This window comes from Streptomyces sp. NPDC041940 (assembly GCF_055589465.1).
This window is the reverse complement of sequence record NZ_JBVJBP010000023.1, coordinates 49,276-62,064: the sequence shown is the minus strand read 5'-3', so window position 1 is coordinate 62,064 and position 12,789 is coordinate 49,276. Positions and strand designations below refer to the sequence as shown.

13 protein-coding genes are annotated in these 12,789 nt (G+C 68.8%); 6 read left to right on the top strand and 7 right to left on the bottom strand.

Annotation, left to right across the window (positions count from 1 at the left end):
- Window positions 1-16: 16 nt before the first annotated feature.
- A complete protein-coding gene (locus ACZ6I3_RS31340) occupies window positions 17-1,843 on the bottom strand; it encodes an acyl-CoA dehydrogenase (RefSeq protein ID WP_469419188.1) in 1,827 nt (608 codons plus the stop codon).
- Between the two features lie 191 nt (window positions 1,844-2,034).
- Here ACZ6I3_RS31340 and ACZ6I3_RS31335 point away from each other — a divergent pair, with 191 nt between their 5' ends.
- Window positions 2,035-2,502, top strand: a complete 468-nt coding sequence (locus tag ACZ6I3_RS31335) for an SseB family protein (RefSeq protein ID WP_189727101.1) — start codon at window positions 2,035-2,037, stop codon at window positions 2,500-2,502.
- A gap of 5 nt (window positions 2,503-2,507) precedes the next feature.
- On the opposite strand, the gene ACZ6I3_RS31330 is transcribed toward ACZ6I3_RS31335, so the two are convergent.
- Window positions 2,508-3,248, bottom strand: a complete 741-nt coding sequence (locus tag ACZ6I3_RS31330; RefSeq protein ID WP_469419186.1) for a TetR/AcrR family transcriptional regulator C-terminal domain-containing protein — start codon at window positions 3,246-3,248, stop codon at window positions 2,508-2,510.
- Window positions 3,249-3,393: 145 nt separating this feature from the next.
- On the opposite strand from ACZ6I3_RS31330, the gene ACZ6I3_RS31325 reads away from it, so the two are divergent.
- On the top strand, window positions 3,394-4,893 hold the full coding sequence (locus ACZ6I3_RS31325) for an MFS transporter (RefSeq protein ID WP_469419184.1): 1,500 nt from the start codon (window positions 3,394-3,396) through the stop codon (window positions 4,891-4,893).
- 172 nt (window positions 4,894-5,065) lie between these two features.
- On the top strand, window positions 5,066-6,037 hold the full coding sequence (locus ACZ6I3_RS31320; protein WP_233878581.1) for a pirin family protein: 972 nt from the start codon (window positions 5,066-5,068) through the stop codon (window positions 6,035-6,037).
- A gap of 160 nt (window positions 6,038-6,197) precedes the next feature.
- Here ACZ6I3_RS31320 and ACZ6I3_RS31315 read toward each other — a convergent pair whose 3' ends face one another.
- The 3 genes from ACZ6I3_RS31315 to ACZ6I3_RS31305 are packed head-to-tail and all read right to left on the bottom strand — an operon-like array spanning window position 6,198 to window position 8,243.
- Window positions 6,198-6,554: an ASCH domain-containing protein gene (locus ACZ6I3_RS31315; protein WP_469419183.1), complete on the bottom strand. Its 357-nt coding sequence runs from the start codon at window positions 6,552-6,554 to the stop codon at window positions 6,198-6,200.
- Complete coding sequence (locus tag ACZ6I3_RS31310) at window positions 6,551-7,669, bottom strand: hypothetical protein (RefSeq protein WP_469419181.1); 1,119 nt, start codon at window positions 7,667-7,669, stop codon at window positions 6,551-6,553. The genes ACZ6I3_RS31315 and ACZ6I3_RS31310 overlap by 4 nt, the downstream gene beginning before the upstream one ends.
- 28 nt (window positions 7,670-7,697) lie before the next feature.
- Window positions 7,698-8,243 carry an ATP-binding protein gene (locus tag ACZ6I3_RS31305; protein ID WP_469419180.1) on the bottom strand — a complete coding sequence of 182 codons (546 nt, stop codon included), beginning with the start codon at window positions 8,241-8,243 and terminating at the stop codon, window positions 7,698-7,700.
- Window positions 8,244-8,346: 103 nt separating this feature from the next.
- Between ACZ6I3_RS31305 and ACZ6I3_RS31300 the strand changes: the two genes are divergently transcribed.
- Window positions 8,347-9,687, top strand: a complete 1,341-nt coding sequence (locus ACZ6I3_RS31300) for a helix-turn-helix domain-containing protein (protein ID WP_469419179.1) — start codon at window positions 8,347-8,349, stop codon at window positions 9,685-9,687.
- The gene (locus tag ACZ6I3_RS31295; protein ID WP_469419178.1) at window positions 9,684-10,502 is read left to right on the top strand and encodes a class I SAM-dependent methyltransferase; all 819 of its coding nucleotides are present in this window, start codon (window positions 9,684-9,686) and stop codon (window positions 10,500-10,502) included. The genes ACZ6I3_RS31300 and ACZ6I3_RS31295 overlap by 4 nt, the downstream gene beginning before the upstream one ends.
- Before the next feature lie 180 nt (window positions 10,503-10,682).
- Here ACZ6I3_RS31295 and ACZ6I3_RS31290 read toward each other — a convergent pair whose 3' ends face one another.
- Window positions 10,683-11,006 (bottom strand): hypothetical protein, encoded by a 324-nt coding sequence (locus ACZ6I3_RS31290; RefSeq protein ID WP_469419177.1) that lies wholly within the window; start codon window positions 11,004-11,006, stop codon window positions 10,683-10,685.
- 95 nt (window positions 11,007-11,101) lie between these two features.
- Window positions 11,102-12,325, bottom strand: coding sequence for an RNA-guided endonuclease InsQ/TnpB family protein (locus ACZ6I3_RS31285; RefSeq protein ID WP_469419175.1), 1,224 nt, complete (start codon window positions 12,323-12,325; stop codon window positions 11,102-11,104).
- A 25-nt stretch (window positions 12,326-12,350) separates the two neighbouring features.
- Here ACZ6I3_RS31285 and tnpA point away from each other — a divergent pair, with 25 nt between their 5' ends.
- Entirely contained in the window at window positions 12,351-12,767 is a 417-nt protein-coding gene (gene tnpA, locus ACZ6I3_RS31280; RefSeq protein WP_469419173.1) for an IS200/IS605 family transposase, read from the top strand.
- The last annotated feature ends 22 nt before the right edge of the window (window positions 12,768-12,789 follow it).

Below are 12,789 nucleotides of genomic sequence, written 5' to 3'. Positions count from 1 at the left end.
AGAGGACGTGAGAGATCTAGAACGCGGCCTCGTCCAGCTCCATCAGGTCCAGCTCGACGCCCTCGGCGATCTTGCGGGCCAGGGTGACGCCGGGCAGGACGTTCGCGGCGAAGAACCTCGCCGCGGCGATCTTCCCGGTGTAGAAGGCCACATCCTTGGCGGAGGCCGTCTCCAGCTTCTCGGCGGCGACCGAGGCGCCCTTGAGCAGCAGGTAGCCGACGATCACGTCACCGGAGGCCATCAGCAGGCGGGTCGTGTTGAGCCCGACCTTGTAGATGTTCTTGACGTCGTGCTCGGTGGCCGCGAGGTCGGTCAGCATCAGGCCGACGATGGCCTCCAGCTCGACGGCGGCCTTGGCGAGGTGCTCGCGGGCACCGGCCAGCTCCTCGCCGCCCGTGCCGAGGGCCAGGAACTTCTTGATGTCCTCGGCGAGGGAGTTCAGCGCGGCGCCCTGGTTGCGGACGATCTTCCGGAAGAAGAAGTCCTGGCCCTGGATCGCCGTGGTGCCCTCGTAGAGGGTGTCGATCTTGGAGTCCCGGATGTACTGCTCGATCGGGTACTCCTGGAGGAAGCCCGAGCCGCCGAAGGTCTGCAGCGACTGGGCGAGCTGCTCGTAGCCCTTCTCGGAGCCGTAGCCCTTGACGATGGGCAGGAGCAGGTCGTTCAGGGCCTCCAGGGTGGAGACGTCCTCGCCCGCGGCCTCCTTGACCTGGATCTCGTCCTGGACGGAGGCGGTGTAGAGGACCAGCGCCCGCATGCCCTCCGCGTACGCCTTCTGCGTCATCAGCGAGCGGCGCACGTCGGGGTGGTGGGTGACGGTGACCTTGGGCGCGGTCTTGTCCATGAAGTTCGCCAGGTCGGGGCCCTGGACGCGCTCCTTGGCGTACTCCAGCGCGTTCAGGTAGCCCGTGGAGAGCGTGGAGATCGCCTTCGTGCCGACCATCATGCGGGCGAACTCGATGATGCGGAACATCTGGCGGATGCCGTCGTGCTTGTCGCCGATCAGCCAGCCCTTGGCGGGGTGCTGGTCGCCGAAGGTCATCTCGCAGGTGTTGGAGGCCTTCAGGCCCATCTTGTGCTCGACGTTGGTGGCGTAGGCGCCGTTGCGCTCGCCCAGCTCGCCGGTCTCGAAGTCGAAGAGGTACTTCGGGACGAGGAAGAGGGACAGGCCCTTGGTGCCGGGGCCGGCGCCCTCGGGGCGGGCCAGCACGTAGTGGAGGATGTTCTCCGACATGTCGTGCTCACCGGACGTGATGAAGCGCTTCACGCCCTCGATGTGCCAGGAGCCGTCCTCCTGCTGCACGGCCTTGGTGCGGCCGGCGCCCACGTCGGAGCCCGCGTCGGGCTCGGTGAGCACCATCGTGGAGCCCCACTGCTTCTCCGTGGCGAACGTGGCTATGTGCTTCTGGACCTCGTTGCCCTCCTCGAAGAGGATGCCGGCGAAGGCCGGGCCCGAGGAGTACATCCACACGGCCGGGTTGGCGCCCAGGATGAGCTCGGCGTACGCCCAGATCAGGGAGCGGGGCGAGGTGGTGCCGCCGATCTCCTCGGGCAGGCCGAGGCGCCAGTACTCGGAGTCCATGAAGGCCTGGTAGCTCTTCTTGAAGGACGCGGGGACCGGCGCGGTGTTGGTCTCCGGGTCGAAGACCGGCGGGTTGCGGTCGGCGTCGATGAAGGATTCCGCCAGCTCGTTCTCCGAGAGACGGGTCAGCTCCTCCAGGATGCTCTTCGCGGTCTCGACGTCCATCTCCCCGAACGGGCCGGTGCCGTACACCTTGTCGCGCCCGAGTACTTCGAAGAGGTTGAACTCGATGTCGCGGAGATTCGACTTGTAGTGCCCCATGGCGACGGCTCCCGGCTCCGTAGAGAGATCGGCGAGGCACTGGATCCTCGCGCTAGTTCACGTACCAACAAGTAGCTACGATGATGCTACCCGTCGGTAATAAGAAGCAACCCCGAACCGGTCATCTGTGACGCGTGGCTCATACCGGCATCGAGGAGGCACGGAGCCTCGCTCTCGGTACGCTTGCGCCCATGTACGGCTACGACCAGACAGCGGGCCCGCAAGCGCAGTACGCCCCTCCGCAGCAGCCGATGTCCGGCGGGTACGGGCAGCAGCCGCCGCTGTACCCCGAGCCGTCCCCGCCCTCCCTCACGGACGCGGTGCGCGCGTTCACGACCGGGCAGATGGCCGCCGAGGACTTCCAGCAGGCCTTCGCGACGTCGAAGGTCTACTGCCCGCGCGGCGACAACCCCGGCTTCCTCGCGCTGCACAACACCCAGCAGCCGGTGATCCCGATGTTCAGCACGCTCAAGGAGCTGCGCCGGTACGCGGGCAAGGAGTCCAAGTACTTCGTGATCACCGGTTCCGAGGTGCTGGACCTGCTGCCGACCGGCTACGGGTTCGTCCTCGACATGGAGGGCGAGCACCGGATGGTGTTCGACGCGAAGGCCGTCGAGCAGATGGTCGAGTTCGCGATGCGCCGGATGTATGGCGGCTGACCTGCCTATTTCGGCAGGCGCAGGGCCAGGCCGTCCAGGACGACCTCCAGGCCGTAGGTGAACTTGTCGTCCCGGATCCGGGCGGGGTCGACGGGCTCGTCGGCGTTCCTGGCGTCGGCGGCGGCCGACAGGTGGTCGTAGCCGGCCGAGGCCTCCCGGGCCGCGGGCAGCAGCCGCGCGACGAACTCCGGCTCGGTCTCGCCGGAGCGCGCGACCGTGGTGAGCCAGGCGGCCTCCGTGGTGGACATGCCGATGACGTACGAGAAGACCGCGTCGATCGCGCGGCTCGGCTCGGGGAACCCCGCCGCCGTGAACAGCGCCGCGAGCCGCTCGGAGAAGGTCATGTAGTTGGGCCCGAGGTAGGCGAGCCCGGCCTGGCCCAGGACCAGGGGCAGCCAGGGGTGCCGTAGCGCCGTCGTACGGAAGGACCCCGCGGCCTCGGTGACCGCCGCGCGCCAGTCGGGGCCGCCGGCCCGCGGGACGTGGATCTCGGCGGCGACCGCGTCCACCGCCAGCTCCATCAGCTCGTCCTTCGTGGCGACGTGCCGGTACAGGGACGTCGCGCCCGCGTTCAGCCGGGCGCCGAGCTTGCGCATGCTGAGCGCCTCGATGCCGTCGGCGTCGAGCATCGCGATCGCCTCGCGCACGATCGCGTCCCTGCTGAGCGCGGGCTGGTCGGGGCGGCGTTGCTCGCGGGTCCATACGGACGGGATGGGGTTCTTCTCCGTCGTCTTGCTCCGGCTCATGGATGCTCCTCCTGCTGGACCCTCGGCACCTTGGTGCGAACAGCGTGCGCATTCAGCGTACAGAACTCAAGGGTTGCGCACACTGTTCCGCTGTGCGTACAGTGTGCGCATCGAAGGAACGGTGTTCGCGGGAGGGGAAACTGACATGGACGCTCGTAATCCACGCCGCTGGTGGATCCTGGTGGTGCTCTGCCTCAGCACGCTCGTGCTGGTCGTCGACAACATGGCGCTGACGGTGGCGGTGCCCACGCTGACCGAGGACATCGGGGCGAGCGCCCAGAGCATGCAGTGGATCCTCGACTCCTACATCCTGGTCTTCGCCGGACTGCTGCTGACCTCGGGAAGCCTGGGGGACCGGTTCGGGCGCCGGAAGGTGATGCTGATCGGCCTGGCGCTCTTCGGGGCGGCCTCGCTGGGGGCGATGTTCTGCTCCACGCCGGGTGAGCTGATCGCGGTGCGGATCGTCATGGGGGTCGGCGGGGCGCTGATCATGCCGTCGACGCTGTCCATCCTGATCACCGTCTTCGACGAGGACGAGCGGCCCAAGGCGATGGCGGCATGGGGCTCGGTGTCGATGCTGGGGCTGGTCGGCAGCCCGGTCCTCGGCGGTGTGCTGATCGACCACTTCGCCTGGCAGGCGATCTTCCTGATCAACGTGCCGATCGTCGGAGCGGCGCTGCTGGCCGGTGTGCTGCTGATGCCGGAGTCCAAGGCGCCGTGGCAGAAGCCGGACCCGCTGGGCGCGGTGCTGTCGGCGGTGGGCATGACGGCCCTGGTGTGGTGGATCATCGAGATCCCGCAGCACGGCGCCTTCGAAGACCGTTCCCTGCTCGTCCTGGCCGTCGCGGTGGCCGCCCTGGCCGGCTTCGTGATCTGGGAGAACGTCACCGCCTCGCCGATGGTCCCGCTGGTCCTCTTCAAGAACCGCAACTTCAGCGGCGGCTCGCTCTCCCTGTCGCTCGTCCAGATCGGCAACGCCGGGCTGCTGCTGGTCCTGACCCAGTACCTCCAGTTCGTGCTCGGCTACTCCGCCGTCAAGGCGGGCCTGGCCTTCCTGCCGCTGGCCGTGGCCGCGCTGGCCGGCAACGCCGCCGGGGCCCAGCTCGCCGTCAAGGCGGGCAACCGGGTCGTCATCCTCGCCGGGATGCTGCTCATGGCCGCCTCCTTCGGGCTGCTGGCCACGCTCGACGCCGACAGCGGGTTTACGGTCCCGGCCGTGGCGCTGGGCATCCTGGGTCTCGGCGCGGGCCTCGCCATGCCGGCCGCGGTGGCCGCGCTGATGGGCACCATCCCCGAGGACAAGGCGGGGGTCGGCTCGGCCCTCAACGACACCATCCAGCAGTCCGGCACCGCCCTCGGTATCGCGATCCTCGGCTCCCTGCTCTCCAGCGGCTACGCCGACGCGATGCCGGCCGGCGCTCCGGGGCAGGCGAAGGAGTCCATCGGCGGGGCCCTGGCGGTCGCCGGCGGCGACACGGGCCTGGTCCGGGCGGCCCGCGAGGCCTTCACCGCCTCGATGACGACGACCTTCACGATCAGCGCGCTCGGTGTCCTGGCGGCGGCCGTGGTGGCCACGCTGGTGATGCGGGACCGCAAGGCCGAGCCCTCCGGGGCCGAGAATGAGGAGCACCGGCTGGCTGCCTGACACTGCGGCTTCAAGGGCCGGCACCCCCTCGCGGGGGCGCCGGCCTTCCGTCATGTCGGTGCCCGGTGGTTCGGGCGGCCCTCCGCTGGGAATGCCCTCCCGGTTTTCTCTGTTTGGGGTAGCAGAAAGTTCAACGCTCAACTAAACTGGGCGTACACGAGGAGGAACCGACATGCCTGCAGTGACCGTCGAGAACCCGTTGACGCTGCCCCGCGTGACCGCGCCGACCGACGCCGTGGCACGTCCTGTGCTCGCCGTCACGACCGCTCCGAGCGGTTTCGAGGGCGAGGGCTTCCCGGTGCGCCGGGCTTTCGCGGGGATCAACTACCGTCATCTCGACCCGTTCATCATGATGGACCAGATGGGCGAGGTGGAGTACGCGCCGGGTGAGCCGAAGGGCACGCCCTGGCACCCGCACCGCGGCTTCGAGACCGTCACGTACATCATCGACGGGATCTTCGACCACCAGGACAGCCAGGGCGGTGGCGGCACCATCACCAACGGCGACACCCAGTGGATGACGGCCGGCTCGGGCCTGCTGCACATCGAGGCCCCACCGGAGCATCTCGTCATGTCCGGCGGGCTCTTCCACGGCCTCCAGCTGTGGGTGAACCTCCCGGCCAAGGACAAGATGATGGCCCCGCGCTACCAGGACATCCGCGGCGGCTCGGTCCAGTTGCTCTCCACCCCCGACGGCGGCGCGCTCCTGCGGGTCATCGCCGGTGAGCTGGACGGGCACGCGGGCCCCGGCGTCACGCACACCCCGATCACGATGGTCCACGCGACGCTCGCGCCGGGTGCGGAGCTCACCCTGCCGTGGCGTGAGGACTTCAACGGCCTGGCGTACGTCCTCGCCGGCCGGGGCAGCGTCGGCGCCGACCGCCGCCCCGTCCACACGGGCCAGACCGCCGTCTTCGGCGCGGGCTCCTCGCTGACCGTCCGCGCGGACGAGAAGCAGGACTCGAACACGCCGGACATGGAGGTCGTCCTCCTCGGCGGCCAGCCGATCCGTGAGCCCATGGCCCACTACGGCCCGTTCGTGATGAACACCCGTGAGGAACTCCAGCAGGCGTTCGACGACTTCCAGAAGGGGCGGCTCGGGACGATCCCGGCCGTGCACGGGATGTCGGAGGGCGGGCTGTAGGGCTTGCTGAAGCTCCACGCGGACGAGCCCTGCCCGGACAGGGCAGGGCTCGTTCCGCGGTTGCTGCCGCCTTCCAGGGTGACGACGCATAACCGGCGCTGTACAGCAGGTGATTTCTCAGGGGCCCTGCCCGACCCCTCGTGAATCAGATCGGGTCGCATCATGCAGCAGCGCGTTGGATCTCGATCGCGAGGGCGCCGAGGGCCTCCTTCTCCGGCGGGTAGATGGCGCGGATGTTGGCGAGCTGCTGTTCGCGGGTGGCGGTCGGGTTGACGTTGGCCGGTCCCTCGCCGTCGAGCAGTGCCTCGAAGTCGGGATACTCGGTGACCCGCTCGACCTTGACCTCACAGGTCTCGTCGGTGCCCTTGATGCGGAAGCGAATCACGTCGCCGGCGGAGAGATCGGCGAGGTGCGGGTACTTGACCCGCACCTCGATGGTCTTGGTGCCCGCGGCGACGAGGTCGAAGTACCGGCGGTAGAGATTGAGCTCGTGGACGCGGGCGGTGGCGTCGGTCATGGGGCGGGAACGCTCCTGGTGGCTGGTGCGGTCATCATCCGGCCGATCTCGGTGGTCGAGTACGAGCGGAAGAAGTGGCGGGGGTCGGACAGCAAGGTATCGGTCAGGGTCAGCAGTTGGTCGACGTACTCCGCGACGGTGCCGGGCCACTGACGGGTGTCGAGCATCCAGTCGGCAGTGCCGTCGGGCAGGGGCGCACGGCCTTCGCGGATCAGCGACTTGGACAGCTTGGCGCCGGTGTCGGTGACGACCTGCGGGCAGAACAAGCGGGCGGGGAGTTGGGCGCGGGTGAGGCCGACGGCCTGGAGAGCTTCGTCGACCAGGTGGGAGCCGAAGACCCAGTCGCCACCCTTGACCATGACGAGGAGTGTGCCGTGGGGGTTGGACAGCGCGAGTTCCTTGACCGCGTTGCGGTACAGGGTGGCCAGATCGAGGTAGGCGCCAGCCGTTGACGTGATGGTGGCCTGGTAGGGGCCGTGGTGGAGGCATAGGGCAGCTACTTGCGCGGTCTCGCGGTCGGTGAGGTGGACGCGGGTGCGTTCGGCGTACTTCTCGGCCCAGCCGCACCCCGAGTGCGGGCAGGGGACACGCAGGTGTGGTGTGCCGGTGGAGGGGGCGAGCCACCAGCGGGCAGCGTCGAGGCGCGGCAGGAGGCGGAGCCAGGTGCGGCGGAAGTGCTCGTCGGCCTGCTGCTGGCTGTAGGTCTCGACCCGATGGGGAATGCCCAGACGCCGTGACAGCGCGGTGAACAGGGGTTGATGGAGGGCGGTGATGAGGTCGGCCAGGGCCTTGTCGCCGAGGGCTTGGGCGTAGGCGCGTTGGTAGCGGTGGCCGCTGACCGGGTCGGTGGTCAGCTCGTAGGGGGCGTTGTCGAGGGCGCTGAACAGGACCTCGGTCGGGATGCCGAAGCGGTCGCGCAGGCGGGCGGCCATGGCGAAGGCCAGGGACTGGACGAGCGAGGTGCCGATGTGCGGGGCGCCGTTGATCTGGGTGCCGACGACCAGCACGATCCGCTCGGGTGGGGTGGCGGCCAGGATGCGTGGGGTCAGGACGTCCTCGGCGTGGTCGAGGGCGTTGGCCAAGACGGTGTTCGGTGAAACGGGGTGGGTCGTCACGGGATGTCCCCCTGGGGTGGGTTGGAGTTCATTCGGTTTGGGTGTGGCCGAGCAGGAGGGACCAGGGGCGGCCGGTGGGGATGCGTTGGCGGTAGAGAGTGCCGTCGAAGCGCAGTGCCACCTCGGTCGGGGTGATCTGACGCAGGCGTGGCCCGATGTCCGGCGGGGGTGCCGTGGCGGGACCGAGGCGCAGAGCTTTGGCGGCTGCGCGTATGCGTTGTCCGCGGCCACAGTCGGCGGTGCCCCGTGATTCCTGCTTGGCGGGTGCGCCGTTGCCGCCGTCGTGCACCTCGATGCGCAGGACAGTGGCGTGCAGTTCGACGCGTACGAGGACCTGACCGCCCGTAGGCGCTCCGTGCAGGACGGCGTTGGTGGCGAGCTCGGAGATGCACAGCCGGATGTCGTCAAGGCGTTCGGTCCGGCCCCATCGGGTAAGGGTGTCGGCGACGAAGGAGCGGGCAGCGCCTGGGGTGGTCCGGCGCCGGCCGAACAGCATCGTTTCGAGTTCGATGGTGCGGTCGAGGGCTTGGTCCGGTGCGAGGCTGTCCGGCTCGTCGGGCAGTGTGCTGGGCATGGCCAACAGCCAACCGCTGTCGCTCGTTTGGGTCGGGAGCCAGCGTGGGGGCCATGCAGGGGGCCACTATGGGGACCACGGTTCGCATGCTCCGGGAGAGGGGATGAGCGACACGAGGATCGGCGCGTTACTCATCCGGCTGCGCACTGAGCGTGGCTGGACCCAGCAACGGGTGGCCGACGAGTACAACGCCCTGGAGGGGCGTGCCGCCAAGACCGGCAAGGAGATCGGGCGTTACGAGCGCGAGGCGCGTATCCCCGTTCCGTATACCCGGAAGCACCTGGCGCACGTTTTCGGCGTCGATGTCGCGGTGCTCGATCGGGCTGTGGCGGTCAGCAAGAGCCTCCGGGGCGAGGACGACAGTGCTCCTGGGCCCCCGCAGGAACGGGCTGCGCGGCCTGTCGTGCCTTTGTGCCCTGGCGTGGGCGCCGTATCGGCGGACGCGGGGATGTCGGCCGACTTCGCTCGGTTCATCGCGCAGCGCAACGCCGACGAGTTCGTCGTCGAGCAGTTGGAGGCCGATGTCGCCCGGCTCGCCCGCGCCTACGTCAGCCATCCGTTGCTGGAGCTGTACGTCGAGATCAAACGGTTGCGGGACGGGGCGTTCGAGTTGCTGCGGGGGCGTCAGCGTCCTCGGCAGACAGCTGACCTCTACGTCGCGGCCTCCCGGTTGTGCGGACTGTCCGCGCACGTCTGCCTGGACCTGGGCGACTACGACTCCGCGGCTACGCATGCCCGTACCGCCCGGGCGTGCGCCGAGGCGGCCGGGCACGAAGGGATGCTGGCCTGGGTGAGGGCCGTAGAGTCCCTGATCGCCTACTGGACCGGACGATACGAACAGGCGGCGCGGCTGGCTCAGGCCGGCCGCCACCATCGGGCTCGCGGCAGTATCGGAGCCCGGCTGGCGAGCCTGGAGGCGCGGGCGCTGGCCATAGTCGGAGACCGAGTGGGTGCGGTGGCAGCCCTGGCGGACGCCGAGCGCTCCCGCGAGGCGATGCCCGGCCACGACGAGGTGTCGGGCATCTTCGCCTTCCCCTCCGCCAAGCAGTTCGCGTATGCCGGGACGAGCTACTTGGCCGTGGGCGGGCAGGGGCACGTCCAGCAGGCCATCGTCAGCGCGGACACCGCGATCCGGCTCTACCGGAGTGCCGAGGACGACGACCAGTCGGTCGGCGACCTGCTCGCCGCCCATGTCGATCTCGGCCGCGGCCACCTGCTTCTGGGGGACTTGGACGGCACCGAGGCGATGCTCGGATTCGTCCTCGATTCCCCGCCGGAGCGCATGTCGGCCAGCATCGTGCGCCGGCTCACCGCTCTGGGGCGCGAGCTGGGCGGGCCGCAGTACGGTGGAGCCGCCCAGGCCGCACACCTTCGCGAACGACTCCAGCACACGGCCGTCCTCGCGGCCTCGCCCGCCGCCCACCCACCGGAGCTGCCGACGTGACCGAACTGTCCGCCGCACACGACGCCGCAGTCACCGACCGGAGCCGCCTCACCGGGAGCGCCTACAACAGCGACCGGGACCTGGCCGCCCGCCAATCGCTCTACCAGTGGCAGACGCCCCGTTACGACCTGCCCGGCATCGTCGCCGAGCAGCTGAGCGGCAGACACGGACGGGTGGTCGATGTCGGCTGCGGCAACGGCAAGTTCATCCTGCGGCTCCGCGAGGGCCGGACCGATCTGGACCTGCTCGGCTTGGACATCGCTCCTGGCATCCTCGCGGGCGTGCCCGGCCCCGTCGCCGTTGCGGATGCGACCCGCCTGCCGTTGCCCACGGCGAGCGTCGACGCCGCGTTGGCGCTGCACATGCTCTACCACGTCCCCGACATCCCTCAGGCGGTCAGGGAGCTGTCCCGCGTTGTGGCCCGTGACGGGCTGGTGATCGCTTCCACCAACAGCGACCGGGACAAGGCGGAACTCGACGACCTGTGGCAGCGGGCCGCCGGCGACGTCCTGGGCACCGGACGGGGCCCTGCCCGCATCTCGCTCAGCGCCCGCTTCTCCCTGGAGAAGGCCCCAGCCTTCCTGAGGGAGGAGTTCGCCCGAGTGGAGACGATCGAACTGCCTGGCACCATCACGGTTCAGGAGCCCGATCCGGTCATCGCGCACATGGCCTCCTACCGGGCGTGGGCAGACCAGCACGACGTGCCCTTCGAGGCCACGATCGAGCGGGCCCGAGCGATCCTTGTCGACCACATTGCCCAGCACGGGGCCTTCGAGGTCACCTGCCTGGGCGGCATTCTCGTCTGCCGCCGCTGACGCAAACGCGTCCTGAACCAGGCTCGACGGGCTGGCGTACGTCCTCGCCGGACAGCCGATCCGTGAACATGGAATGTCGGAGGGTGGCCTATAGAGCCGCTGGGACAGGTACGGTACGACGAGGCCCGAAGCCGCAATTTCGGGTTGCGACTTCGGGCCTTTCCTCTCCTCGGTGCCTGGCTACGGCAGCACGTAGAACGGAGCGCCGTTCGGAGCGCGGCCCACCTGTCGTACGCATTCCTGCTCGGACAGCAGCTCAAGACTGTCGTGGACGCGGTCGGGCGACAGCCCGGTGCAGACGGAGATCTCCTCGACGCTGTATCCGGCGCCGCCGTGCAGCAGTGCCGGGGCCAGGTGTGCGGCCACCGCGTGGACGTCCTCGGTGACGACGAGGTTCCTGGCCTTCCAGTTGGCCAGAAGCTGCTGGGGTGTCAGCTCCGGGGCCTGGACGGGGCGGGTGCGGTCGTCGGAGCGGCGCAGCGTCTTGGTGATGTCGCGGAGCATGTCGACGATCGTGTTCTGCTTGTCGTCGATCTGCCTTGACTTGCTCCTCGGGCTGAAGCCCGAGGATTCTGGCCTTCTCGATCGTTGCTGTGCCGCTACGCGGCGCGGGGTCGGGTCGAAAATCCGTGGCTTCCTGTTTCTTCGCGCTGCGCCGGGATTGCTCCTGGTCTTACCGGCGCTCCGCAGGCCGTCACCGCCAGTCCGGCGGCCGTCTTCACGTTGATCGCGGCATTGTGGTCCCGGTCGTGGACCGCGCCGCAGGCGGCACACGTCCACACCCGGACGTTCAGGGGTTTGGGTCCGTCCTTGACGCCGCAGGTGGAGCAGGTCTGGGAGGTCGGCTCGAACCGGCCGATCTTGACCAGGGTGCGACCGTACCGTTCTGCTTTGTACTCCAGCATGCCGATGAACGAGGCCCATCCGGCGTCGTGCACGGACTTGGCCAGCCTGGTGCGGGCCAGTCCCGCCACCGCCAGGTCCTCCACGGCGATCCCTTGGTTCTCGGAGATCAGCTTCGTGGAGAGCTGGTGGTGGAACTCGCGACGGGCGTCAGCAACTCTGGCGTGGGCGCGGGCGACCTTCAGGCGGGCCTTGGCGCGGTTCTTCGAGCCTTTCTGTTTGCGGGACATCTCTCGCTGGGTCTTCTTCAGCTTCTTCTCCGCCCGGCGCAGGAACCTGGGGGAGTCGATCTTCGTGCCGTCGGACAGGACGGCGAAGTGGGTCAAGCCGAGATCGATGCCGATCGTCTGGTCGGTTTCGGGCATCCGGACCGCGTCGACGGCCGGGTCGGTGTCGATGACGAAGGAGGCGAAGAACCTGTTGGCCGTGTCCTTGATGACGGTGACCGAGGAGGGCGTGGCGGGCAGCGTGCGGGACCATTTCACCTTCACCGGACCGATCTTCGGCAGGTTCAGACGGCCGCTGCCGCTGATGGACCAGCGGGCGTTGGCGGTGAACCGGATCGACTGCCGGGCGTCTTTGCGGGACTTGAAGCGGGGCGGTCCGGTCCTGGGGCCCTTGCGGGTGCCCTTGAGGGAGGCGAAGAAGTTGCGGTACGCGGTCTCGGCGTCCCGCAGGGACTGCTGCAGGACGACCGCGGAGACCTCGCCCAGCCAGGAGCGTGAGGTGGTCTGCTTCGCCTGGGTGATCAGGCGCGTGGACAGCTCGCCGATCTTCGGGAACGGCTGCTGGGCCTTACGGGCGTCCTCGCGGGCGCGGACCGCGTCGTTGAACACGACACGGGCGCACCCGAACGCCTTCGCCAACGCCCTCTGCTGGCCCGGGTCCGGGTACAGGCGAAAGCGGTACCGGAGCTGCATGACGGCCAAGGTACATATTTGGGTTATGGGTGAGATGCAGAAGATCAGAACTGGCAGGCACTGTGTTTTCGTGATGCATGTGCATTTGGTCTTCGTGACCAAGCTCCGGCACAGAGTGTTCACCGATGCCCACTTGAGGCGGATGGAGGAGATCATGCGGTCGGTGTGCACAGACTTCGAGTGCGAGCTGGTGGAGTTCAACGGCGAGGACAACCACGTCCACCTGCTGGTGAACTTCCCGCCCAAGGTCGCCGTGACCAAGCTGGTCAACTCCCTCAAGGGTGTCTCCTCGCGCCGTCTGCGGCAGGAGTTCCCCGACCTGGTGCGCCACTACTGGCGGGCCAACAAGCTGTGGTCCGGCTCCTACTTCGCCGGAACCGTCGGCGGCGCCCCGCTCACCGCGGTCACGCAGTACATCGAACAGCAGAACCGGCAGGTATGAGCGTTCCCCGGCTCCGCCGGGG

Coding starts and splice junctions, on each gene's coding strand:
- ACZ6I3_RS31325 (WP_469419184.1), top strand. CDS start 3,394: ATGGACGCTCGTAATCCACGCCGCTGGTGGATCCTGGTGGTGCTCTGC.
- ACZ6I3_RS31320 (WP_233878581.1), top strand. CDS start 5,066: ATGCCTGCAGTGACCGTCGAGAACCCGTTGACGCTGCCCCGCGTGACC.
- ACZ6I3_RS31290 (WP_469419177.1), bottom strand. CDS start 11,006: ATGCTCCGCGACATCACCAAGACGCTGCGCCGCTCCGACGACCGCACC.
- ACZ6I3_RS31300 (WP_469419179.1), top strand. CDS start 8,347: ATGAGCGACACGAGGATCGGCGCGTTACTCATCCGGCTGCGCACTGAG.
- ACZ6I3_RS31315 (WP_469419183.1), bottom strand. CDS start 6,554: ATGACCGACGCCACCGCCCGCGTCCACGAGCTCAATCTCTACCGCCGG.
- tnpA (WP_469419173.1), top strand. CDS start 12,351: ATGGGTGAGATGCAGAAGATCAGAACTGGCAGGCACTGTGTTTTCGTG.
- ACZ6I3_RS31335 (WP_189727101.1), top strand. CDS start 2,035: ATGTACGGCTACGACCAGACAGCGGGCCCGCAAGCGCAGTACGCCCCT.
- ACZ6I3_RS31340 (WP_469419188.1), bottom strand. CDS start 1,843: ATGGGGCACTACAAGTCGAATCTCCGCGACATCGAGTTCAACCTCTTC.
- ACZ6I3_RS31285 (WP_469419175.1), bottom strand. CDS start 12,325: ATGCAGCTCCGGTACCGCTTTCGCCTGTACCCGGACCCGGGCCAGCAG.
- ACZ6I3_RS31330 (WP_469419186.1), bottom strand. CDS start 3,248: ATGAGCCGGAGCAAGACGACGGAGAAGAACCCCATCCCGTCCGTATGG.
- ACZ6I3_RS31305 (WP_469419180.1), bottom strand. CDS start 8,243: ATGCCCAGCACACTGCCCGACGAGCCGGACAGCCTCGCACCGGACCAA.